Below are 26,274 nucleotides of genomic sequence, written 5' to 3'. Positions count from 1 at the left end.
TTTTTATCCCGTAATTGAACCTGAGCAGTGCAGTGCACCACCCAGATACAATTTCAGTATGTATGAAGATTATTTTTCACTTATTTATTCTTGAAACTCCGTGAATACTTAAAAACCAGGAGTTTGTATTTCTACATCAGTAATAAATACCTCATTATCCGTAGTTACCGTATTGGTTGGCACAAAATAGAAGATGACGAATTTTTGCGTAGTGGAAGTAAGGATACCTCCAGTAGCTAAAGACTCATCTACCCTGCTTTGCGGATAACTAAATGTAGAACTTGCAGTAAAATCAAAAGAGATCTGTTGCCAGGTATTAACTGCAGAAGCAGTCACTGGTACAGTAGCAAGGGCAAAAGAAGCCAAATCGGTTTCATCAGCCGGCTCGCTATGTAAAATATAGAAAGTTCCTTCCAGATCTGTTCCTGGCGTTGATTCTGATTTTAAATATGCCGAAATCGTATATTCAACACCCTCCTCAACTTCAAATGGTTGATAAGCTCTTTCTCCGGTACCATCAAATTTGAGCGACCGACCAGCTGAACCACCGGCAGATTGAGCGTTCGTACTTGAAGAACTTGCTTTATCTGTCCCATCTCTATCGTATTGGTCAGAAGGGTTTGTTGCTGTACTTCCATTATTGGCACGATCAGAAACCCAATTTTCCAAGTCATCATTTCTCCACCAATTAAACGGTGAGTCTGTTGCATCATTGAAGGTATCATCCGGATCGATCGTCCAGGCATCAACTAGATCGTTTGAATTGTTCTCCGCAGTAGGATATGTTTCAAAATCACCATTCTGAATAACCGCTGCGAAGGTTGCTGGTACAATACCTGGATCAATAACATTTAACACCTCATTCGTCATAGAACTACCTGAAACATTCGTGGCTGTCAACACTACATCATAGTCACCATCTGCGGCATAGGTATGTGTTGGAGATTTTTCTGTTGAAGTATTTCCATCACCAAAATCCCAGACGAAAGATGCTCCATTTGTTGATGTATTTGTGAAAGTATATTCCAGATAATTTCCTGAATTTGCCTCTGAAGTAAAATCAGCAGATGGTGCAGTCACATCACCTGTTGCTAAAACTTTCACATTATCGATCCATGCATCGGCAGGAGCCACAGAGTAAAACATTACAGCAACTTCACCACTCTCATTTGAAGTGAAAGGTATCTGAACAAACGTGCCATAATCATTTGGAGTGTCTGAGAATTTACCCTCAGCATAATATCCAAAATGACTTCCTAAACTATTGGAAAGGTCATCCAATGCATCAGCACCGTCAATGAAATGACTATTAAGAACATATCCAGCCATATGCCTGGATATTCCAGGAGGATCATCGTTAGCACCATCAATTGCGTACTGATACTCCAGGACATAATCCGTATTTGGAGTCAAGGATAGCGCCTGATATGCATATCTCGAATCAGAAGTGTGAAACGGTCCCCCACTTTGGCTAGACGTCCATTTTGCTCCACGAGTTTTATCTCCTGTATCATTTCCATCATAATCAAAATCAGAACCATCACTACTTGAACCAAATGGAGTTGACTCGCCCTCCGTATAGGTGGTAAACCTCCACTGACTAGTGGCATACGTACCCTCAATCTCAAAGTCACCATTCAAAATGGTAGAACCTGTTTCCTTATATAGGTACACATTATCCACATATATACTTGCATGATCACTTGCAGCACCTCCTGTTCCTAACTCAAATTGAATTTCATCGATAGCTGTAACAGCCGCTGAAAATCCTGTAGATAAGCTTAAATCAAAACCAGTCCACTCTCCATCCGTAAGTGCCAAACCATCAACTTCATAAGTCTCTGTCGCACCATTATTTACAAGAGTTACCTTCAAAAGGTCGATACCTTCAGAAAAAATTGAATTTATATCAAAGTGAATGTGTGTAGCTGCAATTCCATCTCCAAAAGCACTATTCGGATCAATGGTTGCAACTGCAAGCGTACCAACATCGCTTCCAAGTCTTGAAAATCGAAGTACATTTTCATTTCCAACAGTAACAGCTACACCTCCAGCACCTGCTTCGCCCCATCTGTACTCCAAAAGCTCACCATTGTACTCCATTCCATCTGTATAAATGGCGAACACATTTGAAATACTTCCGGTAGGTGAAGCGGGGACAGTCGTAATAGATCCCTCAGGGACGTGAACAACCGTAACATCCTCTGTAAGAGTAACGGATGCTAAGCCTGCATCGGATTGAGCAGTTACTGTGATGGTGTATGTAGCCTCTTCCTCCTCATTTGGGTAGTCGTAGGATACAGATCCTCCTTGCTCATCAATAGTGAGCACATCTGTAGTGCTGGTCGGATCTCCAAAATCTACTTCAAAGGAAGTTGCTCCTATGGAAACAGGAGTGACCGCGACGATAGTGCCATCCCCGGAAGCTGCAACAGAAAAACTTGAAAATGTAATTTCCGACAGTCCCTTAGGATTAGGATTATTATCATCATCGCATGAAATCATAAGGCCTATTATCATCAAGGCACTTATTCCTATTTTTATATAATTCATAATTCAGTTCTTTATTGTTGGTATAGTATCAGTTTGCTGGATAAACTTTCACATTATCCACATATACGTCCACAGGGGTTATGGCTGAGAACATCAATGAAACCAAACCGCTTTCAGGGGCATCAAACTCACCTGTAACCACGGTGAACTCTCCTTTGCCTTTTTGCTCCTCAACTTCTATGTGAAGAAGACTAAGGTCTGTCGCCACTCCAGCTTCATTTCTTGGAGTTTGAGAGTAAGCTTCAAAACCATCTGTATAGTGGCCGGCTACAACATCAGCAATCACAAGTCTTCCTTCCGGTGGATCAGTAGCTACATCATCTTTGATCGCATACTCAAATTCAAGAATGTATTTAACTGTACGCTCATCTGAAGAAGGAGAAACAACGACTGGCTGATAGGCTACTCTACTATTAGAACTCGATAAACTGCCTACTGAAATACTTGCATCCCATTTTGCTCCTCCTGTACTACTACCATTATCTGTTCCATCATACAGATTATATGATCCATCTGTACTGCTCTTAAATGCGTTGTTATTCCATCCATTAGAGAATGATATTTTCCAATTATTAGTACCATCTTCAAAATCACCGTTTACAACAGTTACCGGAAGAGGCACAAACACATCTACAACTTCGACAGATAGTTCAACCTCATCTGATGCATTGTTTGCATCCAAAGCAGTTAGAGATACTGTATATGTTCCCTCACCAGCTTCAAATTTTGCATAAGGCTCAAAAGCTGTTGTGGTAGTCTCCGTACCACATACCATTTCTCCATCTATAAGCTCACAAACTACCCCATCTGAACCAAAGTCCCATACATAGTTGGTCGCCTCTTCAGATAGGTTGGTGAATGATATCACCCTGAAATCCTCTGCGGTAGGAATGTATGTGAAATCAGCCGTTGGAGGCGTAGCATCAGGTATACTTCCCGATTCAGGTAAATCAGGTCTCAGTTCACAGCTCGCAATGAAGCTTGCAGCGAAAACGGTTAAGAGTATTCTTAGCCTTTTTCCGAATATATTTTTAAAGTTTTTCATAACTCATCCATTTAAATTTTAGTAACCCTGATTTTGCTTCAAAAGACCACCACTAAGGTTGATCTCCCGTTGAGGAATTGGCAGATACCTGGCCTTTCTTGAATCGTATACATATCCCATGTCATCAGAGTGTGCGGACAAGACATTGTCTAGTTCACCAAATCTGATCAAGTCAAAGTATCGCTGATTTTCAAACGCCAACTCAACCCTTCTTTCCGTCATCAACTCTTCTTTGGTAACTGATACAATCGGATCAGTTATTCCGGCTCTGTTTCTGACCTGTCTGAATGATTCAATGGCATCCGCATCAACCGTTGCGGCGGTTCCTGCCATGGTTGCTTCAACATGAAGTAACAATACGTCAGCATATCTAAGTGCGATGTAGTCATTGCCTGCATCTCTGGCGAAAGGGCCATAAGATGGTGGAGTGGTTGACAAATCAGATCCCTCAGGCAAAAACTTGGCTACTTCATTTTCATCATCCTCCAGTGTGCCATTCAAATCCGTAATGGAAACTGCGGTTCTATTACCTCCAAATGCGTCAAAATCTGCCTTGAGGTTTGCATTGACTATATTTTGACCATCCTCTCTACCTGCCCGTGTAGAAGAAGTAAATTCTGATGAAAAACTCTGGCTCTCTTCAGAATTTCCTGCCTGATACTGAATGGCAAAGATGATTTCATTATTCAGCTCTGAATAAAAGACATCATTATAATCCGGCATTAAGCCAAATCCTGATCCAATGATTGCTTCACACAAAGCTTCGGCTTGGGCATAATTAGGTGTTGCCAATGACAAGTAAACTTTGGCCAAGATTCCTTGTGCAGCTGCTCTCGAGGCTCTCGCTTTATGAGAATTATCCAAAACGTCCACAGCTTCTTGCAAATCCTCTATGATCTGCTCATACACCTGAGCTTCGGCTACTCTGGTAAAAAGAGTTTCCACATCCCCAGGATTTACAGGAGCAGTAACCAGAGGTACATCTCCGTACAGCCTTACCAGCTTAAAGTAGGCATACGCTCTTAAGAACTTGGCCTCAGCCGCATAACTTGCTCGATTACTTTCATCCGCAACATCTATGTAGTTCAAAATGTTATTTGCTCTGAAAATAACCTCGTACATGGACTGGTAGTAATCTTCAGACTCAACATTTACAGCTTCAACTATATATCTGTGAAAATCTGACTTAGAACCTTCAAGTGTAGCATTCCTTGTATTATCGGTACGGTGCTCCGTCAGCAAGTGCTCAAACTGAACTCCTCTGTTAGCACGCCCAATATTTGTTTCCGTATTCTCATTCGTCCCCTGTAGAGCGTCATAAATTCCATAAATTCCAGATAAAACATCATCATCTGAATTGAAATATGCATCCAAAGCAACAACAGTATCTGGCAATGGGTTTAAAAACTCATCATCGCATGAGACAAACACCATTGCAATCGCTAAGACTATGTATTTAATATTTTTCATGATTTGATTCATTTTTAATTAAAAGTCAAGGTTTAAACCCAGAGTAAATGTCTTGTAGAGAGGCGTTCCTGCTCTTTGAGATCCATAAGCTCTTGGGTCAGACCCATCAACATGTTCCGGATTGAACCCGTGGTAGTCAGAGGCTGTCTTATAAAGCAAATTCTGACCAGCGAAATACACTCTTAATCCCTGCACGCCGATTTTTGAAGTAAGTCTGGCAGGCATGTTATACCCTACAGTCACATTACGTAGCGAGAAGTAATCGGCACTAGCAATAACCTCACTGGTCAGCACTTTTTCCTGAATAAATGATTCATGAGGAACCAGACCATCTGCCACAGCTTCTGCTGCACCTCCTGATCTGGTACTGTTTCCAAACCAATTAAAGAAATATTGATCACCGATATTGTTTACCTGTGCGCCCAGACTTCCCTGAAGCATGAAAGACAGGTCGAAATCTTTGTAGGTAAATTCATTCGTTACACTCCATAAAATATCAGGATAAGGATCTCCGAGGATGGTCTTATCATCTTCAGTGATTCTACCGTCTCCATTTAAATCCCTCACGATAACGTCCTCAGCCTGACCATTAATTCGATTCCATGGCTTATCTACATATGCAACTCTAAATTCAGCGTCATTATACTTGTCTGTATCAACCACATAGCCGTAGAAAGATGATATTGGATTGCCGATGAGGTTAATCCATTGTGAATTTCTGCCATAGGTATCTTGAATTAGCGCCCCGTTTGATTCACCAAATGCGAGGAGTTCATTTTGGTTGGTTGAGGCAATTAACGTGGTGTTCCAGGTAAACTGATTCTGATTCATATTTCTCGTCCTCAATTCAAACTCAAAACCACGGTTTCTAACTTCACCCAGGTTTACAATCCCACTGGTAAAACCAGTTACGTAGGAAACTGGATTTTCCAATAACAGCTCATTACTAATCCTTGAATAATAATCCAATGATCCTGTGATTCTATTGTCCATGAATCCGAAATCAATTCCCGGATTGAATTCCTCTGATGCTTCCCATTGCAAAAGTGAATTCGCGATATTCAAGGGAGAAACACCATTCACTACAGCCCCATCAATGACTACATTAGAATTGTTTAACAGAGCTAAATAAGGCCAATGATTAATAACATCGCTACCTACGTTGAATCGTTCAGATCCCGTTAAACCATAGCTAGCCCTTAACTTCAAAGTAGTTATCAGGTTGTTTCCTGCCAGGAAGTCTTCATCTGCAATATTCCATCCGACAGAAATTGCAGGGAAATTACCATACTTAGAATCTAATCCGAATACTGAGCTGCCGTCTCGTCTAAAAGACACATTGACCAAATATTTTCCTGCATATGCATAATTGACCCGAAAGAAGTACCCAAGCTTTCTAAGTTCAGTATTGATCTCAGCTGGCTCAGTGATTTGGGTTGCACCTTCTAGATTTTTAAGAAGGTCATTGGAATAGCCAACACCTGTCAATTCACTTGTATTGCTTGTTCTACGTTGTATGGTGATTCCTGCAAGTCCACCGAATTCATGTTCGCCAATATTTTTGTCATACGTCAATGTATTATCTGAAACAAGTCTTGTTCTAAATCTATTTTGCAGATAATACTGAGATCTACTCGCTCCAGCTGCATGGTAGTTAGTACCGTCCCATCGTTCACGTTTTCTTTGCTCAATAGTGGTTGCTAAAGATGTCTTCGCTTTAAGTCCTTTTATAATATCAAGGCTTAAATAGGTTGAACCGTAAAGATTAGTCTCATACTCCCAATGCTCTCTCTCAACATATTGCTGATAAGGATTTGAATCACCTGAAGTACGAGGACGTGTATCACTTCCATCACCATCAAAATCCAGTTCAACCAGGTGGTCTTCCCAGAAATAATCACCCACTTCAACACCAGGATAGATATTTCTATCTATAAGCTGGAGGGTTGCTTCCGTATGATAGATAGGTAGCCACGGTGAAAGGCGGAGCGGGTTATGAATTGATGTAGGTAATTGTCTCTGTGCGGAATAAGACGGGTTGATATTAATTCCAAATTTTACCCGATCATTTACCTTAGAGTCTACCTTGATTCTGCCACTATAAAATTTATAGTCATCAGTGATAACTACACCTTCATCATGTAGATATCGCAAAGAACCACTAAAGGTTGTTCTGTCATTTCCACCTCTGGCTGAGAGTGAATGACTCTGAATATATCCACCATCAAAGAAAACGTCCTGCCAGTCTCTATCTACCCCAGTAAGTGCAACTATTTGTTGCATATATTGAGTTTCTTCACTTATCTCACCAGTTTGAGCCTGTTCAAAGGCAACCCAGTCTGCAACACTTTTCCTGTAATCATCGCTTCCATGCGCATCCTTCCTACCAATATAGGTTTGATAACTAAATTTTGTTCTGCCAGCCTGTCCATTTTTGGTGGTGATCATGATGACACCATTGGAACCTTCACTTCCATAGATAGCTGCCGATGCTGCATCTTTTAACACTTCAAAAGATGCTATATCATTCATATCCAGATTTGAAAGAAAATCAGAACTAACTACTATTCCATCGACAACCACAGCTGGGCCAGAGTCAGCTGTAACAGAACCAACACCTCTAATCGTAATAGTAGGTGCACCTCCTGCCTCAGCATTTGTAGCCTGAATGTTAACCCCAGATACCTGACCAATGAGAGCATCATCTACCCTTGATACGGGCATTTGATCTAGCTTTTTATTCTCAACTTTCGAAATGGCGCCTGTTAGGTGGGATTTCTTTTGAGTACCATACCCAACAACTACTACTTCTTCAAGTTCTTCGAGATCTTCTTCGAGTGTAATCTCAATTGTACTCCGATCTCCTACTGTAACTTCCTGAGTTTTGAACCCGACATAGGTATAAACCAAAATGGCATTTGATCCCACTGATACAGTATAGGATCCATTCACATCCGTGATTGCTCCATTAGCTGTCCCTTTTTCGAGGACCGTTACACCGGGTATTCCGTCTCCGTTTCCATCTACTACTGTACCAGATACTGTGTTTTGAGCCCTGGCAACTGTCGAAATGCAAAGAACCAAACCAAAAATGAGAGCAATTCTCATACTTGATTTGAGTTCGACAGATTGTAAAATACGTTTCATAATTTAGGTTTTAATTGATTATTTGATAATTCCTCAATGATTTTGAGTGAAACGGGGGCCTATCGAGAGGTACAACAATCTTGTTAAAAGCGGGGGCTTTAAGTAGTTTTGTAGCAAACGAAGGAGCCTGAGATGAATACCGATCGCCAAATTGATATTTTCATTTTTGCTCCACTCAAAGTTTTAGGATCAGCCCTTGGTTGATCCTTTTTTGGTTATTTAGGTTTCCATTTGGGTTAAGTTATTGGTTGTTTATACTAATGAGCCATTACCATTGAGCACGAGCCCATTATCAATTGTCTTTACATATTCACTAATATCCTTTAGGTGATCTTTGATAGCCTCTGCCGCCTTGTCAGGATTTTTATCAACTATGTATTGCAAAAGCTGCTCATGCTGTTCCACAGCTATTTGAGCTCTTCCTTCTCCGCACACGTTATGCTTTTTGAAATACTGCATAATGTCCGGTGTAATAATCAGCATCAAAGATTTCAACACTGAATTTTTGCTTGCTTCTGTGAGTTTTAGATGAAACAGAAGGTCCTCCTCCACTGCATCCTCATTCCGATCTATCTTTATCCTATGCGCATTTAGCGCATTTTCAATTTCTATAATATCCTGATCAGTCCTTTTTTCTGCGGCCAGTTGTGCTATGTTGGTCTCCAAAATAACTCGGGTCTCAACCAATGACTTAAAATCTCTTCCCTCTACATGTAGCATATCCGTGATAAGACCTTCCAATGCTGCCATGCCAATGCCAGCAACAACGGTCCCACTTTGAGGAAGTGTTTTCAAAATGCCATAAAACTCGAGTTTCCTGAGTGCATCTCTCAGATGTGTCCTTCCCACTCCTAGCTTTTCACTCAACTTACGCTCAGAAGGCAGACGATCCCCAGCTTTTAATTGCCCAGAAGTAATCAAGTCTCTTATTTGTCTGATAATCTTGTCAACGGGTGTTTCAACTTGTATTTGAGAGAAATTATTAAGTATTTCCATTCTTAAACTGACTAATTGGTTGACCAATTTATGGTATACCAATTAAAATTCCAAAAATTTTATACTATTCGATTAAAAGATTTTGAATTTTTCATGAGAAGAATGCCTTATTTTGAAGATATCATAACTTAGCTAAGTATGAAATTGCTAAGCATCTCAGATCAAATCTTAAGGCTATTGAAATGATCTCACGCTTTGATTAATTGATCCTAACTAGAAAAATAATTGTGTTCCACAACTAGGCGTTAATAGCAAGTCAACGATATCTTCTTCTTAGTTCTAAAAAAAGTAAAACTATTCCCATGAATCATCAGGAATCAATGTGAATGAGTAGATAATTAAAAAAGGGATAAGAAGCTTTTGATAGCCTACTTATCCCTTTCAGTTCACATTTTATGCAGTCCGTAGGGGGCTTTTCTAACCATTGATTATCAATTACTTAAAGGAAACGGGTAAAACATTTGATAAAACATAATTCTTTTAAAGCAAAGAAGGCGACTCATATGGGTCAACTAATGCAATGCCTTAAGCAAATGCTACCTTAATTATCATTCTAGTTCTTAATGAATCGCTCAGTGCCTATTACCTTTCCATTCTCATTGTATAGCCTGATTAGGTATAGTCCTTTATCAAGTGTTTTTAAGTTGATCTGCTGATTTACATCATCGCTCGTCAGTGCCTTAGTTCCTCTCAGATCATACAGCTCCACTTTCTTCACATGTCTGCTATCAATCTTAATGTAGTCCACCGCTGGATTCGGATAGACCGTGATGGTTTCTTGTCCATCCAAACCAAGCACCTGTTTGATCGTCAATGTACCTGAAACATACTTAAAGACATAGTTGTCCGATACACCTCCCGATACTGATATTGTGAATGTGCCGGCTGTATTGGTGTCAGTGATGCCCATTGTGGCAACTGGTTTACTAATGAGCGAATTTGCATCTTCACCATTGACAAAACCTGAATAGGTAATAGTCAATTCCGGCAATGCTTCCCCCTCATTAATTAAATGGTCATCAGCTGCAACTGTAAGTGAGGCTTCTTCAACTGTCATGATCCCGTCAACATATGTGAAAGCATAATTTTCTGATGTGCCTCCTGATGCTGTAATTGCATATGTGCCTACTTCACTGCTCTCATCTGCTAATGTGTTTGCTGTGGGGATTGTGGTTAAAGAACCGGCATCTTCCCCGTTCACAAAACCGGTATAGCTAACCTTGAATTCAGGGTTGGCTTCTCCATACACTTTGCTTTGGTCATCAACTGTAACTGTAAGCGGGGCTTTTTCAATTGTTAGGGATATAGTATCAGAGGTGTAAAAAAATTCACTTGTGCTATTCTGTTCAGCTATGATCAAAACAGTTCCTGCTCCCATTATGGTAGCCATGCCTCCCTCTAATTTTACAATTGACTCGGCGGAAGAATATAAATTAGCAGGAGTAGCATTCTCTGAGGTAATATTGATTACAAATGAATCATCACCGTATTCCTTTTCAGGTATAAATTCTATTTCTAATTCTGGATCTACCTTAGTTGAATAAACAGTAAAGTGATTAGGTCCGTTACCTATTTTTTCAGTAAATAAAACTTCATTATTGTAGAGGTAGCCATCTAAACTAATGGAATAAATAACTCCTAATCCATTTTCACCGCCTCGCTCCGTGACTCCCCACATTTTATTGTCCAATAATTTTAGTCCAGAAACCGGGTTCATACCTGAAGCTTCAATGAAGGAATGTAAAAGAGTAAAGCCAGTGCCGTCTGTGTTTATCTTATAAACTACACCCTGATCATCGTCTGGCCATTCATTCCCATTGCTACCTCCATATTTTGTAATCCCCCATACTTCATCTTCGTGGAGTAATAGATTTCCTTCCGGAATTCTTCCATCATATGTAGTAAAATCACGTTCTTTATGAAAATCTCCACCCTCACTGTTTATAGAGAATAAAATGCCGGGACCAAAATCAAAATCTATTTGTTCTGCATCAATCTTCCCCCAGATTTTACTGTTTGCAATGATTAAGTTCCCATTATTTTGAGCCCTTAAGCCATCTGAAAATGAATACACATGTTGGAATTCAGTTCCATCAGCATTTAGTCTGAAAATTAAGCTGTTGGCAATCTCATCACTAAGCCTGGTTACAGTTCCCCAAAATTGACCATCAATTAAAGAAATTGTGCTTGGTTGAATCCCAGAAGTATTGGGCTCAAAATGAAAAATTATATTAAAGTCTGATCCGTCTTTATTGATTGAGTAAATAACCCCACCATCATGATCGCCACCATATTTAGTAATTCCAAATAATCTTTCATTGTACAGAACTAGATTTCCTAGTGGGAAACGTCCATTAAAATTTTCAAAGGAATGTATAGTTGAAAAATGGCTTCCGTCCTTCTTTATTTTATATATCGTACCATTTCCTTCAATGCCCCCTTCGCTAGTAGCACCGTAAATCCAATCATCTAAATCCAAAAGTGGTGTTAATGGGTAACTACCATTTTTGTTCGTGCCAAAGGTGTATTTCTTTTCTAAATTATTTCCATCTAAATCCATGGTAATAACAGATCCATATCCAATAAAACCATTGTCTCTATTTTCAATACTCCCACCAAAGGAAGTCAGGCAAAAAAGTTTACTATCAAAAGCCGACAGACCAGAGTGAGGAAGACTTCCTATCTGATCCGATAGGTCATGGAGTTTGCTAAACGATGATGTTTCAGGATCGATTGAATATATCACTCCCCTATCATTTTCACCGCCTCTAGTAGTTATCCCCAATAGACTATTATCCTGAATCAGCAATCTTCCTGCGGGACTCTTGCCAGAAACTTCATCAAATTCATAAACAAATTCAAAATCAGTTCCATCTGGATTTAATTTGAAAATAGTCCCATCATTACCAGACCCACCTAGTTTTGATGTTCCCCATAGTTTACCATTGTGATGAATAAGACCATTAGGTTCTTGATTTCCGACCAGCAATGTACTTGTCATTTCAAAATCAGTTCCATCTACATTAACACGATAAAACCCTCTAAATGAAGCACTAAAAACTGAAGATTTAATTCCATAAAGTTTACCATCCAGGTAAGTCAATTCTTTCATCGGATTACCACCTTCAAATTGATGCAATATTGAAAAGCTTGATTCAGAAGGGTCATATTGAAACAATGTTCCAAAATCGTTACTACCACCTTTTGTTGTAACACCAAAAAACTTTCCTTCTTCATTAATCAATGAGCCCAAGGCTAAAGAACCATCGGTTTCATCATTAAAATGATGAATTACATTGACAGCTTTTTCAATAAGGTCGTATGAAATTATTACGCCTGAGTTGTCATTTCCTCCCCTCGGTAAAGACGCCCACAATTTTCCTTCGAAATTCACAAAGTGTCCTTGAGGACTAGTGACACTGCCCACTACAAGGCTTCCATCTATTCCTTCGAAATCGTATAGTTTTTGGTAATCAGAACCATCAAGAGCTAGCGAAAAAATAACTCCATGACCATACTTTCCTCCCAATGCCATTCCATACAATCTCTCGCCTGCCCTAGCTAAATTCCCTGCAAAATGTTTTTCAAAAGTGAAATCAATCCATCTTTCCAATTCTGATTCATCTACGTTAACCGAGAATAAATGACCTCCTCCAGATATGGTAGTGCCTGTTATTCTTGTTTGAGAATAAGAATTGAAAAGAAAAACTGATATTAGAAGGGATGTAGCCGCTGTTTTAAGCAGGTGGTAAGGTTTAATGATTGGAACTCTAGTAGTGAACTTCAAATTTCTTAATAGTTTATATTAGGCTTTAGTATAATCATAATGAGTCAACAAAATAACAACTTTCATCTTTTTAGATTAATGATTTAGATGAGTAGACCGATTTTGTAGAGATTTTCAATACACTTATCTTCCTGATCCGAACTCTAACAAGCTCAAGAAGACATACGCTGAAGTACATAACTGTTGTAGAGATACCCTTAGATAAACAAAAAAGGCTTCTTTAGAGAAGCCTTATGAAGCAGTCCGTAGGGGAATCGAACCCCTGTTACCAGGATGAAAACCTGGCGTCCTAACCCCTAGACGAACGGACCGTTTGTTTTGGGAGTGCAAATATAGAATGTCATATCAGTTTTGCAAAGAAGTAAAATAAAAAAAGCGAAAGAAATTTCACTTGTTTTCCACAATCACAATGGGAAAGTCTTGCCCTCTGGAAAAGGTGTGCGGATACTGAGGGCTGCCCTTGTATTGGATGCTTAGCTCCGGCACCTGATCATCCAGGTATCCTTTAAGTTCGTAGATGGTGACTTTACCATCTTTTGGAGCACCATCAGCATCACCAGATAATCCTTTTAGCAGAGCATAAGTAAACAGTCCATGACCTAACGACTCAAATTCAGTGGCATACTGCTCACTTCCGGCTGCAGCCATCACATGAATGCCTGAACTTCTGGAAAGCTGTGCAATTGCCTTTTCTTCAGGAGCTCCACGCTGAGCCAGCACCTCCACCGAACCACCTGATTGACAAGCATCCATGATAATCAATTGTTTCAACGCCTTGATTTCTAGCATGGTTTGTTGCAAAAGCTCAGCCTCTATCCCATATTCATTGATTTTATCACTATCGTACAACCTACTCGCTCCCGATGAAACCAGATAAAATTTTCCATCCACCATACTCCCATGGCCTGCGTAGTAAAACACAAACACATCGTTTATTGATATCTGATCTTTGAGGCTATTCACCTTTGCTAGAATGTTTTCTTTGGTAGCATCATTGTCATAAATCTGATGGAGCACCACATTGGAATAGATTGTCTCACCCTGCTTTTTCATCTGCTCGGCGAAGGAAGTTGCATCCGTTTTGGCATAGTTTAAATTCAGCGCTTTATTCTGATACTCATTAATGCCAACAGCCAAAATGTGACAGGTACTTCCCGGAATTTTTGAGTCAGAAAACAAGCTTACACTAGCCATATTCGATTCCAGATTTGAATTGGATGAGGCTGAAGCTGAAAATTCATTGTGCCCGGCGACTAATGGATATTCAATCGAATAAATTTTGGCATTTGCATCAGATCGAACCTTTTGAATTTGTGGCTCCAGAGATACACGTTTTCCATTGTGATATAACTTTACATCCTGAATGCCGCCTCCTTGATCTTCAACTTTGAGGTAAAGTTTGGCAATTTCATCTTGTACCAATCCGGATAGCTTCAACGTTGGTGGTGGAGACTGATCCAACACCTTACCCATGGATTTTTTTCCTCCTCGCGAGGAATTAAAAATATCTTCCACTAGGCCCGGAACATAAAATTCATCCATGAGCTGATCCGCACCAAAAGATTCCATTCCTTTCACAAAGTGGATGTTTGAAATTGCATCGTCGGTAGCATCAAAATAACCATCTGGAGTCTTTACCATCCAGTCATTTTTACCAATCTGGATGTGCTCAAATAGCTCTTCTTTTCTCCCCAGGTTCCAAAACTTAGTCACCCCATCCACATCTGCCGTCATCATCAAGTCACCGCTGACCTCTACTCCATTTATTTCCGCCTGATGACCCTCCAGAGTATTTGAAATTTCACCGGAGGATTTATTCCAGAATGTTACTTTCCTGCCTGCCCCAACACTTATTATTTCATGGGGAGTTATTTCGACTTCAAAGACTGGCTTTCCGGCATCAAATCGTTGTTTTATAAGACCGCTGTATAAATCCCAAACGATAATCTTCCCGTCCCAGCTGGAAGTTATAACCTCATTGCCTTCGACTTTAATTGATGTTATATTGTCCGTATGCCCAACAAACTCCCTCACCAAACGCTTGGTCTCAATCTCCCATAACTTGAGGGTCTTATCGAGCATTCCAACCACCAGATATGCATCATTTTCAGTAAAGGCCAACGCATAGGTAGAGGCACCTTCATTGTATATGTAATTGTACCGCTCCCAGGTGGCAGTATTCCAAAGACTGATCACTCCATCCCATGCCGTGCTGGCTAAGAGTTTTCCATTATGGCTAAGTTCAAGATCGAATATAGGCTCGCGATGGGCATTGATCTTCTTGATCATTTTGCCGGTTTGTTCATCCCAGATGATAATCTTACCGTCCCCTGCTCCGGTAGCAATTTGATTTCCACCCAATCGCTCAAAGCACAAAATGCCTTTTTCATGGCCAAGATACTCCATAGAAATGGAGGCACTTTTCACATCCCACTTTCGGGCTTTGCTTCCTGTTTTTCCAATAAACACACCGTTCTCATCAAGCATACGAGCTGACTTGTACTTTACCCACTTAGCGATGTAGTGCTCCCAATAACTACCCAGGTCGTAATCTAAACCTGTGCTCGATCCATTTAAAATACCTTCATATCTCCTCACTTCCTTCCCCTCAAAATCGGTCACGATCACAATCTTATCTACGGCTGTAATTATTAACTCTTCAGTAGGGTGAAACGAAGCATCGTTGATTTCGGAATCAAAACTCCATTTCTTTACAAGTTTGTTTGTAGCATTCTTATATAAGAAAAGCGAGTCTTCATTGGCTGCCAGGTAATGTTCTCCCGAGGGTTGGAATTGCACGGACTTAATATCTCTAAACTCACGATTTCCCTCATGTATTTTATCGCCATTAGCTAGACTGTACTTGGTCAATGTGGTGCCATTGGAGAGTTTTAAAAGCTCATTCCCACGAATCGAAGTAAGTGTGCCACACCCTCCGCAGTATCCCTTTTCAGGCTTGAACTCATATATCAGACTCCAATCCTTCGTAGAATAGATTTTAGCCGCACGATTATCCTCACCAACAGATAGATATTTCCCATCAGAGGTGTAGGTTACACTCACACCATAGCCAACTCCACGATCTGAATTAGCCTTAATTTTCTTGTGGACACTATAATCCTTCACATTGAAAATGGTAACTGAATCTGCATAACTACCTACGGCTAACAGCTTACCATTGGGACTGAAATCCACGGATGTCACATAATCCCTAAATCTGGAACTTTGCCATAAGAGCTGTCCAGAGATCATGTCCCATACCCCAACTGTACCATCGGCACTACTTGTCGCGACTGTATTTTCAAAGACTGAAAATCCATTTACGGTATGATCGTGTCCTATTAATGATTTGATCTCTCTCCCGGAGTTGGCATCCCATATTTTCAGTGTTTTATCTCTGCTAGCGGTGAATAAATATTTTCCATCAGCAGAAATGGAGGCTGACTTGATAGCCTCTCCATGTCCCTTCTGAATAACAGCCCGAAAAGACTGAGCCTCTGCAAAACAGAGGCTCATAAAAAAAACGATTAGGAATTGTGCCGTCCGTCTCATCAATCCTTTAAATGTGCTGTCCAAACAGGAACCTGGGCATGATTCACCACATCTTCCGCGATGCTTCCTGCAAGAAAATGCCCTACCCCTTTGCGCTGGTGGGTACCTAGTGCAATCATATCTGCTTTGATATCTTCTGCATATAAAATGATTCCATCCTCCTCATTTTTGTAGTTGTAGATATCAATGGTATAGTTTTCTATTTTGTACTTCTTCACGAAATCCTCCATCTGCTTTGTATCATGACGAGTGGATGTGAAGCTTGCCGGTGTATTGATTTTCACAATGTTCAATTGCGCTTCGAATTTACGCTGAAGATCGAGCAGTTGTCCCACAAAGTAATCGTCAGTATGCTGAAAATCTGAAGCAAAGACAATCTTTTCGATTGGCTCCAGATCACATTTGTTCTGAGTAGTGATCACAGGGCAGGATGCCTTGCGAACAATTTTTTCTGCGTTAGATCCGGCAAAGAATTCATTCAGTCCCTCAGCTCCCTCTGTTCCAACCACAAGCAGGCTCACCTTTTCTTCAGTAATTTGATCAATAATTGTGTTGAATGGATTTCCCAGCTGAATCTTCGTAACAATTCTTTCGTCGGAATACTTCGCCTTTGATACTACATCTGCAAGTTTAGCCTGAACAGTTTCGTACATTTTTTTAATATACAGCTGCTCCATGGGATCCACATTTTGCATTCCTAATGTTTTAAACGAATCTGCAGTGGGATGCTCGATAACATTTAACAACATAATATCGCTATCGGCTTTATCAGCAATCTGGCATGCGAAATCCAATGCGTGTTCGGAAACTTTTGAGAAATCGTAAGGGACTAATATTTTCTTCATTTGATTTGGGTTTTATAACCAAACCCAATTTAATGAAAAATGATTTAGAAGATTAGCCCTATTTTTCAGAAAACTAGCTAAGTAGTTGACCTACCGAGAAAAGGATAGAAAATAATAGGGTAGAAATCGCCATCTGCTTGAGGTAAGGATCAAGCTCAACCGAAGGTTTATTTTTTACTGCATTTATGTTTTTCGCTAGCAAACCAACGACAGGAACAAACAAAAACTGCCACCAATTATTGAAAGTGAAAATGACGTAAATCAAGCTTGAAAGAATTCCTAAAGTCAAAAGGATGATATGATAGATCACCGCCCTATTTCGGCCCAAGCGCACCGGAATGGAGTGTTTGCCTGAAGCTTTGTCAGATTCAATATCCCGAATATTATTCACATTAAGTACGCCTACACTAAAAAGCCCTAGTGAGCTGGCGGGCAGAAGCACCTGCCAGTCAAGTGTCTGAGTTTGGAGGTAATACGTTCCGAATACCAGTACGATCCCGAAGAAAACAAATACAAAAACATCTCCAAATCCAGCATAGCCATACGGATTTTTTCCTACCGTGTATTTGATCGCTGCGGCGATCCCGATTAGGCCAATGGCTAAGAAGATAATGGCCGTTACCCAGTCCTCAGCAAACGCCAAATACAGCAAATAACACCCTGACACGAACGCAAGAATGGCAAAAAGAACCATAGCTCGTTTCATTGCAGCTGCTGTGATATTGCCTGAACTAACCATCCTTGCCTCTCCCGTACGGTGGGTATCTACCCCGGATGACGCATCGCCAAAATCATTGGCAAGGTTGGATAAAATTTGAAGTAACATAGCTGTAAGTAGCGTAAGTCCTGCAATGGAAGGGTTTAAGTCTGAGGCATTTCCTGCAATTGAAAGTCCAACCATCCAACCGGAAACGGCCAGTGGAAGCGTGCGCAGACGAAAAGCTTTAATCCAGGACTTCATCATTACATCCGTTCCGGAACTTCAATTCCAAGCAAGTACATACTCTGTTTAATCAACTTTGCTGTGATGGATGAAAGCGCAATTCTAAAGGCCAGCTTATCCTTATTCTCTTCATTGAAAATTGGTACCTCCTGGTAAAATCCATTGTATTCTTTGGCTAAATCGTAAACATACTGTGCCATCACAGCCGGTGAATACTCCCTACCTGATTCCTGCAGGGCAGATGGAAACTCTGTGATCTTGTAGATGAGATCGATCTCGCGTTTGCTCAGCTCGCCAACCATCTTTGGGTTAAAGTTTGACTGAACTTCCAGTGATTTACCTCTTCGTAAAATCGCCGAAATACGGGCATGAGTATATTGAATAAATGGTCCGGTATGACCCTGAAACTCTATCGACTCCTGTGGGTTAAAAAGCATTCGTTTCTTCGGATCTACCTTGAGAAGGAAATATTTCAAAGCACCTAATCCAAGCATCCGATAAAGGTTTTTGGCCTCCTCAGGCTCCATGCCCTCAATTTTCCCTAACTCTCTGGTGTGCTGCTCCGCTGTATCAAACATCTCCTGAAGCAAATCGTCTGCATCTACGACTGTACCCTCTCTGGATTTCATCTTTCCGGTTGGTAAATCAACCATACCATAAGAAAGGTGGTAAAGTCCATCTGCATAGGTTCTGCCTAGCTTCTTCATGATGGCGAAGAGTACCTTGAAGTGGTAGTCCTGCTCATTGCCAACCACAAAAACCGACTTATCAAAAGGAAAGTCTTTGTGCTTCATGTCGCAGGTTCCCATATCCTGAGTCATGTACACAGCCGTGCCATCTCCACGAAGTACCAGCTTTTCGTCCATGCCCTCATCTGTCAGATCAACCCAAACGGAACCGTTTTCTTTCTTAAAGAAAATGCCTTTTTCCAATCCTTCATCCACCAATTCTTTACCAAGCAAGTAGGTATTTGACTCCTTGTACATGGTGTCAAACTCAATGCCCATGGTCTCATAAGTCTTATCAAATCCTTCATAGACCCAGCCATTCATTTTCTCCCAAAGTGCTACGGTCTCCGCATCGCCACTCTCCCACTTCTGAAGCATCTCTTGAGCTTCTTTGATGGATGGAGCCCCTTTCTTAGCTTCCTCGGGATCCATCCCTTTATCTACAAGCGAATTAATCTCTTCCTTGTACATCTGATCAAACTTCACATAGTATTTCCCGATAAGATGATCACCTTTCATTCCGGCACTTTCCGGCGTTTCCCCATTGCCTAGTTTCTGATAAGCTAACATGGACTTGCAGATATGGACTCCTCTGTCATTAACGAGATTCACTTTTTTAACCTCATACCCATTAGCGGCAAGGATGCGAGAAGTTGAATCTCCAAGGAAATTATTTCTAAGGTGTCCTAAGTGAAGTGGCTTATTGGTATTTGGAGAGGAGAATTCCACCATTACCTTCTGACCATTTTCAGGTATCGTTCTGTAATTACCATCGGCAACTATTTCCTGAAGAGTTTCTGTCCAAGTCAGGTCTGCAACTTCAAGGTTCAAAAAGCCTTTAACAACATTATAAGCCTTGATGAAGTCGGTATTTTCCTTTAACCAATTACCAATCTGAGCACCAGAATCTTCAGGTTTTCCTTTAGTAACTTTTAGATAGGAGAAAACAACAAACGTGTAGCTTCCTTCAAACTCCTTGCGAGTAGGCTGAAGCCCTATTTCTCCCTCAGCCAATTCATGGTTATATAATTCGGCAAATGCCTTCGATATCGCTTTTTGAATCTTTTGCTCCAGCATGTTTGCTTGATTCTTTTCTATTTGATTGGGTTAAAAATTTCGGCCATCATGCATCGGGCGCTTCCTCCACCCAGCATTTCAATGGTGTGGATATCACTATGAACTAGCTTACCATGCTTGGACAAGGCTGCTTTCTGCACATCAGATAAGGAATTGAATGCGGCTGAAGACATCACCACAAGACGTTGGTCATTTTTGCCAAGTACCTGCAGCATATTGCCCGCAAACTGCTCCTTCTGCTCTTCTGATATTTCTATGATTTCCTTATCTGTTTCCTCCAGTGTTTCAACCAGGTTTTCTCGCTCCTCCAGATCATCGATGCTATCCAGACAAACAACTGCAAACTCCTCACCCAAACACATCATGACATTGGTATGATAAATCGGAAGACGTTTGCCATCCACAGTCTGAAGTGCGTGGAATGTTACAGCATCGAATCCGGCCTCATCACAAAAATCCTCCAGCACATCAGGCATGGTACGCTCAGAAATTGCAGCATAGGCTATTTTGTTTTGTCGATCCAGAAGCAAGCTACCTGTTCCTTCAAGGTAAGCTCCTTTGGCCTCCCAGTCTGTGAAGGAAACCACCTCATCTACTTTAAAAGTGTTTTTCAGCTCTCTAATGATGTCTTCCCTTCGCTCTAGTCGTCTGTTTTCCGCATACATCGGATATAATCGAATCACTCCATCCTGGTGAAAAGAAATCCAGTTGTTAGGAAAAATTGAATCTGGAGTGGCCGGATCTTTTGTATCATCGAAAACGGTCACATTGACTCCCTCCTCACGAAGCTTGGCCACAAATGCATCAAACTGCTGCAGAGCCTCATTTTGAATATCTTCAGCACTAGCTCCCTCAGCATTTTTCTGATAATAATTGTTCACCGCAGTTTGCTCATTCATGTGAAAGGCAACCGGGCGAATCATCATTATATTATTTGTAATCTGCTTACTCATATCTTCGTCTTAGGGGCATGGTGGAGCATCTAAGAAGACCTTCCATCTTGGCTGCCTCACGGTATTTTACTTCTTCTACTGTAAGTCCCCACTTTCTGAATTGCTCATTCAGTCGGGTAAAACTGCTATCCGAAATCACTACTTCAGGGCTAATTGAGAAGAAATTGGAATTCATCTCATACATCTCCTCTTTCGTGATTTCAAAGACATTTTCCTTTCCAAAAAAGTTGATGAGAAACTCCGCATCTTCCTGATTCTTAAATCCTCCTGGGTAAATCACGGCTTTATCCTTTCCTGCCGGCTGAAAACAGCAATCAAGATGCAGGGCATTTTCGCGAGGATCATCATCAGACTTCTTTAGTTCAAAAGCCTTGACAGTGAAATCAGGAAATTGCTTCTCGAGATACTTTACAGCATCTTCATTTGTCCTCGATACTGTGTATTTTTCAAAATCCGCAGCTTTGGAATAGCCAACAAAAATATAATCTCTCCAAGGCATAATATCTCCCCCTTCCATTCGCTCATGCTCGTCCGGAAGTAGCACATTTTCTACCGCATCTATTACGTATTGAATTCCATCCGACTCCTTTTTCCGCTCAGGTGTCACGCAGGGTACAACCAATTTATTACCTATCACAAAAGCGATATCTCTGGCAAAAATCTGGTTTAGCTCAGGAATATTTTCCGGACGATAAACTTTGACATCATGCTTCTCCAAAACCTTAGCCACAGCATCCATCTCCTTTATCAAATCCTCTTCCTTTGGAAAAGTGCCGGCAAGAATATGTTCTTTTGATTTAGGATCGTAGGTTTCCTCAATTTTTGGAACACCTCCCATATCTTTTGCTATCCCCAAAATAACCGCCTCCAGTGGGGCTGTTTCGTCAAATACTTTTACGGTGATCATAGAATTGAAAAATTGAGGCAAAATTAAACCTTATCTCCAAGCTACCTAGCATCGACTCCAAAGTGTTTTAGTTCTTAGCTTCATAGTTATTTCATTTTAAATTGAGGGAGCAATTGTTTTTTTGAATGCTGATTTTAATGGATAATTGCATCGATTTATTCCCTTTTTTAGCCGATGAGAAAATACGCCGATCTAATTGATCAAACCTTTTACTTTCCAACCGAAGAATTCAAAGTAGAAAAAGACAATCTACATTTTCACGGGGTGAATCTTATGGAGATCATAAAGGAATATGGGACTCCATTGAAACTGAGCTACTTGCCAAAGATTGAGCAAAACATCAAATACGCTTATAAGATTTTCGAGGATGCGATTAAAAAACACAAGTATGAGGGTAGCTATACCTATGCCTATTGTACCAAAAGCTCTCATTTTCGGTTTGTCGTAGAAGAGGCCTTGGCTAATAATGCACATATCGAGACATCATCAGCATATGATATTCCGATTGTCAGAAGCATGCTCAAAGCTGGTAAGTTGACAAAAGAACACCATGTTATCTGTAATGGATTTAAGCGTCCGCTTTACTTGAAGGAAGTTGCTTCACTCTTAAATGAGGGGTACAAAAATTGTGTCCCTATTCTTGATAATCTCAATGAATTGAACCATTACAAAGAGAATGTAAAGGATGAGTTTAAAGTTGGTATCAGAATAGCTGCCGATGAAGAACCAAACTTTGCCTTCTACACCTCTCGACTTGGCATTCGATACAGCGACATACTTCCCTACTACAAAGAAGAAATTAAAGATTCTAAGGCCAAGCTAAAGATGCTTCACTTCTTCATCAATACTGGCATCAAAGACACAGCGTACTATTGGAGCGAGCTTAGCAGGTTTATTTACAAGTACTGTGAGCTAAAGAAGATATGCCCAGAGCTGGATACAGTAGATATTGGAGGTGGATTCCCTATTAAAAACTCCCTCCACTTTGAGTATGACTATCCATATATGGCCGAGCAGATCATTGAAAACATTCAGTGGATTTGTAAAAAGAATCATGTGCCTGTTCCCAATATTTTCACAGAGTTTGGAAGCTTCACTGTAGGTGAAAGTGGGGCCACTATCTATTCGGTTCTCGATCAAAAGCTTCAAAATGACAAAGAGCTCTGGTACATGATGGACGGATCCTTCATTACCCATATGCCTGATGTATGGGGACTAAATCAGAAATACATCATGCTTGCCATCAACCACTGGAAAAGTCCATATCACCGCGTGAACCTGGGGGGACTAACCTGCGATAGCATGGATTATTATGATTCTGAAGCACATATTGGCGAGGTGTTTTTGCCTCAGTATGATGAGAATGAAACGCTCTATTTCGGATTTTTCCACACCGGAGCATATCAGGAATCGCTTGGTGGCTATGGCGGTATTCAGCACTGTCTAATCCCTGCTCCAAAACACATTATCATTGATCGTGACAAAGATGGAAACATCACTCATGAGCTATTTGCTCCGGAGCAGGAAAGCGAAGCGATGATGAAAATTTTAGGGTATTAACACAAACACGATGAGAAAAAATATTTTGTTATTCTACGTTTTTTTAGTTTTTAATACCTCGTTAGTATCTCAAACCAAGGCATATACAGAATATGGTGATACAATATTCGTCTATGATAATGGAACATGGAGTTTTGAAGAATTGGATTCAGCACCTTCTATAGATGAATTTAACTTCCTAAAACGTGAACTTAGCATTGATACAATCTCTACATTAATAGTCACCTCTCCCGAGAGCAAAAAAGAGGTAAGAAATGCAGGTGATCAATTTACTTTAAAGTATAACGAAAAAGTATGGTCAAGAATACCTCCGGCTAACCTCAATGAAGAAGCTGAGTTTGCTTTTCAGGCCAAAAATTTTGATGCATGGTGTGTAGTGATCTCCGAGGAAACAAAAATTCCTATGGATAACCTGTACCGTATTGCAATAAATCAATTAGAAGAAAACCTAAATGGTTCTGTTGAAATTTTAAAAGTCGAGCTAAGAAATATAAATGGCTCTCAGGTTTTAAGAGGAGTTTCTAAAACTGAATTTGGAGGAATCCCAATTATTTTTGATTCATACTATTTTTCGAATGAAAAAGGATCTGTCCAGGTTGTGACCTACGCAAGCGATGTTTTGTGGGAAAAAAATAAGGATAAAATTCATGATTTACTAAATGGCTTTATGGTCAAAAAGTAGATCAATTTACAATATCAGCATAAGTATTAATGTCTAAAAACCTGGTTATCATACCCACCTTCAATGAGCGCGAAAACATTCGCGACATCATAAATGTGACCAGGGCCATCTCCCCACTCTTCAATATCCTGGTAGTAGACGATGGCTCTCCAGATGGAACGTCTGAAGTGGTGAAAGAGGAAATGGCAAGAACACCAGATCGTGTTTTCCTCATTGAACGAACAGGGAAACTTGGATTGGGCACTGCTTATATCACTGGTTTTAAGTGGGCGCTGGAAAACGGATATGATTACATCTGCGAGATGGATGCAGATTTCTCCCACGACCCAAATGATCTGGTAAGGCTCCACTCTGCTTGTGTAGATGGTGCAGATGTAGCGATAGGGAGTCGTTATGTAACTGGTGTAAACGTGGTGAACTGGCCAATGGGCAGGGTGCTCATGAGCTACTTTGCTAGTTTTTATGTGCGAATCATCACCGGAATGCCTTTCCGTGACAGTACGGCAGGATTTAAATGCTATAGCAGAACCGTATTTGAGAAGCTGGATTTGGACAAAATCCATTTCATAGGATATGCCTTTCAGATTGAGATGAAGTTCAATGCCTGGAAGCATGGCTTCAAGATTGTAGAAGTACCGATCATCTTTACAGATCGTACCAAGGGCGTTTCGAAAATGTCTAAAGGCATCTTCAAAGAGGCAATCTTTGGTGTCTTGCAAATGAAAATCAAAAGCTTGTTCAAAAAATACGAACCAGTAGCCTAGCTAATCAAACCTGATTGCCTTCACCGGACTAACCCGGGAGATTATTGCAACTGGGATTAGGAGAGTTAATCCAATCAAAACCAATACTAATAAATTAAGTGCCAGTATAGTAGGAACGTCTATCTGGATCGGCACGTGACTCATGTAGTAGTTGGTAGCATCGAGTGGTATTACCTTAAAATAATACTGGATTAAGCCAAGTGAAAGGCCAATCAGATTACCCCACAAAAGCCCTCTAATGATCAATTGAAGACCGTTGAAAACAAACACTCGCCTAATCATTCGATTTGATGCGCCTAACGATTTCAACACCCCAATCATTTGAGTTCTTTCCATGATTAAAATCAGAAGGATAGAAATAATGCTGGTTCCTGAAACAAACAATATGATCGTTAAAAGTATGACCACATTCCGGTTGAGCAGATTGAGCCAATCGAAAATTTGAATGTACCTATCCGTTACTTTATCCACATACAAGTCAATTCCAAGGCTATGAAACAGGTAATTCCATGCCTCCTCCAGCTTATCAGTATCAGAAATAAACACCTCTATCCCACCAGCCAGTGAATCCGGCCAGTTGTTTATTCGTCTCACCAGCCCAAGATCTCCAATGATGATTTTTTCGTCAAACTCCTCCAAGCCCGTTTCATAAATTCCTGTGACCCGCAGACGTCTGAATCTGGGCGGATTCTGTACGAAATAGATCAATACCTCATCATCAACCGTCAGTTCAAGGTAATTGGCCACCTTATTGCTAATGGCTATCTCAGTGGAATAACCCTCTCCTGAAAAATCAGGAAATCGCCCGGAAAGCATATGCTTTTTAAACCCTGTAGTATCAAACGATTGATCTACGCCTTTCACTATGACTCCCTGAACCTCCTCATCTGTTTTTAATAGGCCGGCCTTCATTGCATAAGGCTGCACTCGCTCAGTTAGCGGATAGGTTCTCAAAGCCTGCATCAATGAATCATCCACCACAATTGACGTCTCTTCGAACGAAGTTGATAGGGTGTATTTACTCACGATCAGATGTCCGCTAAAGCTATAAATCTTGTCTTTGATTTCTTTTTTGAAACCAAAAAGCACCATGAAAGCCACAATAAGCACAGCCAAACCCAACCCTATACTAACCACTGCAATACGATTGATCGTGCTCGAAAAGGAGCCCGCAGACTCTTTAGATATTCGCTTAGATATAAAAAATGGGAGATTCATATGCTGATGATGCAAAATAGGGTTTTCAATAGGCTAAGAACAAGTTA

16 protein-coding genes and 1 tRNA gene are annotated in these 26,274 nt (G+C 40.6%); 3 read left to right on the top strand and 14 right to left on the bottom strand.

What is annotated here, in order from left to right; all coding sequences use genetic code 11:
* Positions 1-108: 108 nt before the first annotated feature.
* From ACEQZT_RS05370 to ACEQZT_RS05310, 13 genes are all read right to left on the bottom strand, one after another.
* Positions 109-2,553 carry a PKD domain-containing protein gene (locus ACEQZT_RS05370; protein WP_370087989.1) on the bottom strand — a complete coding sequence of 815 codons (2,445 nt, stop codon included), beginning with the start codon at positions 2,551-2,553 and terminating at the stop codon, positions 109-111.
* 28 nt (positions 2,554-2,581) lie between these two features.
* Positions 2,582-3,598, bottom strand: a complete 1,017-nt coding sequence (locus ACEQZT_RS05365) for a PKD domain-containing protein (protein ID WP_370087987.1) — start codon at positions 3,596-3,598, stop codon at positions 2,582-2,584.
* An 18-nt stretch (positions 3,599-3,616) separates the two neighbouring features.
* Entirely contained in the window at positions 3,617-5,068 is a 1,452-nt protein-coding gene (locus ACEQZT_RS05360; protein ID WP_370087985.1) for a RagB/SusD family nutrient uptake outer membrane protein, read from the bottom strand.
* Between the two features lie 18 nt (positions 5,069-5,086).
* Positions 5,087-8,215, bottom strand: coding sequence for a SusC/RagA family TonB-linked outer membrane protein (locus ACEQZT_RS05355; protein ID WP_370087983.1), 3,129 nt, complete (start codon positions 8,213-8,215; stop codon positions 5,087-5,089).
* Between the two features lie 252 nt (positions 8,216-8,467).
* Positions 8,468-9,211: a FadR/GntR family transcriptional regulator gene (locus ACEQZT_RS05350; RefSeq protein WP_370087981.1), complete on the bottom strand. Its 744-nt coding sequence runs from the start codon at positions 9,209-9,211 to the stop codon at positions 8,468-8,470.
* A gap of 553 nt (positions 9,212-9,764) precedes the next feature.
* The gene (locus ACEQZT_RS05345) at positions 9,765-12,998 is read right to left on the bottom strand and encodes a choice-of-anchor tandem repeat GloVer-containing protein (protein ID WP_370087979.1); all 3,234 of its coding nucleotides are present in this window, start codon (positions 12,996-12,998) and stop codon (positions 9,765-9,767) included.
* A gap of 239 nt (positions 12,999-13,237) precedes the next feature.
* Positions 13,238-13,309, bottom strand: a tRNA-Glu gene (locus ACEQZT_RS05340).
* Positions 13,310-13,385: 76 nt separating this feature from the next.
* Positions 13,386-16,514, bottom strand: a complete 3,129-nt coding sequence (locus ACEQZT_RS05335) for a caspase family protein (RefSeq protein WP_370087977.1) — start codon at positions 16,512-16,514, stop codon at positions 13,386-13,388.
* A 35-nt stretch (positions 16,515-16,549) separates the two neighbouring features.
* Positions 16,550-17,395: a universal stress protein gene (locus tag ACEQZT_RS05330; RefSeq protein ID WP_370087975.1), complete on the bottom strand. Its 846-nt coding sequence runs from the start codon at positions 17,393-17,395 to the stop codon at positions 16,550-16,552.
* A 73-nt stretch (positions 17,396-17,468) separates the two neighbouring features.
* Positions 17,469-18,359 carry a 1,4-dihydroxy-2-naphthoate octaprenyltransferase gene (gene menA, locus ACEQZT_RS05325; protein ID WP_370087973.1) on the bottom strand — a complete coding sequence of 297 codons (891 nt, stop codon included), beginning with the start codon at positions 18,357-18,359 and terminating at the stop codon, positions 17,469-17,471.
* On the bottom strand, positions 18,359-20,143 hold the full coding sequence (gene argS, locus ACEQZT_RS05320; RefSeq protein ID WP_370087971.1) for an arginine--tRNA ligase: 1,785 nt from the start codon (positions 20,141-20,143) through the stop codon (positions 18,359-18,361). The genes menA and argS overlap by 1 nt, the downstream gene beginning before the upstream one ends.
* Before the next feature lie 17 nt (positions 20,144-20,160).
* Complete coding sequence (gene ctlX / locus ACEQZT_RS05315; RefSeq protein ID WP_370087970.1) at positions 20,161-21,096, bottom strand: citrulline utilization hydrolase CtlX; 936 nt, start codon at positions 21,094-21,096, stop codon at positions 20,161-20,163.
* On the bottom strand, positions 21,089-22,003 hold the full coding sequence (locus ACEQZT_RS05310) for a dimethylarginine dimethylaminohydrolase family protein (RefSeq protein ID WP_370087969.1): 915 nt from the start codon (positions 22,001-22,003) through the stop codon (positions 21,089-21,091). Before ACEQZT_RS05310 ends, ctlX begins: the two co-directional genes overlap by 8 nt.
* A 174-nt stretch (positions 22,004-22,177) precedes the next feature.
* Here ACEQZT_RS05310 and ACEQZT_RS05305 point away from each other — a divergent pair, with 174 nt between their 5' ends.
* Genes ACEQZT_RS05305 through ACEQZT_RS05295 form a run of 3 tightly spaced genes read left to right on the top strand, consistent with a single transcriptional unit; the run spans position 22,178 to position 25,009 of the window.
* Complete coding sequence (locus ACEQZT_RS05305; protein WP_370087967.1) at positions 22,178-23,563, top strand: arginine decarboxylase; 1,386 nt, start codon at positions 22,178-22,180, stop codon at positions 23,561-23,563.
* Positions 23,564-23,573: 10 nt separating this feature from the next.
* Complete coding sequence (locus tag ACEQZT_RS05300) at positions 23,574-24,245, top strand: hypothetical protein (protein WP_370087965.1); 672 nt, start codon at positions 23,574-23,576, stop codon at positions 24,243-24,245.
* A 29-nt stretch (positions 24,246-24,274) separates the two neighbouring features.
* Positions 24,275-25,009, top strand: a complete 735-nt coding sequence (locus ACEQZT_RS05295) for a polyprenol monophosphomannose synthase (RefSeq protein ID WP_370087963.1) — start codon at positions 24,275-24,277, stop codon at positions 25,007-25,009.
* Here the strand turns inward: ACEQZT_RS05295 and ACEQZT_RS05290 are convergent, their stop codons facing one another.
* Positions 25,010-26,227 (bottom strand): ABC transporter permease, encoded by a 1,218-nt coding sequence (locus ACEQZT_RS05290; protein ID WP_370087961.1) that lies wholly within the window; start codon positions 26,225-26,227, stop codon positions 25,010-25,012.
* Between the last annotated feature and the right edge of the window lie 47 nt (positions 26,228-26,274).

This window comes from Ekhidna sp., from assembly GCF_964218185.1.
Classification (GTDB): domain Bacteria; phylum Bacteroidota; class Bacteroidia; order Cytophagales; family Cyclobacteriaceae; genus Ekhidna.
This window is presented reverse-complemented; position numbering and strand designations above follow the sequence as displayed.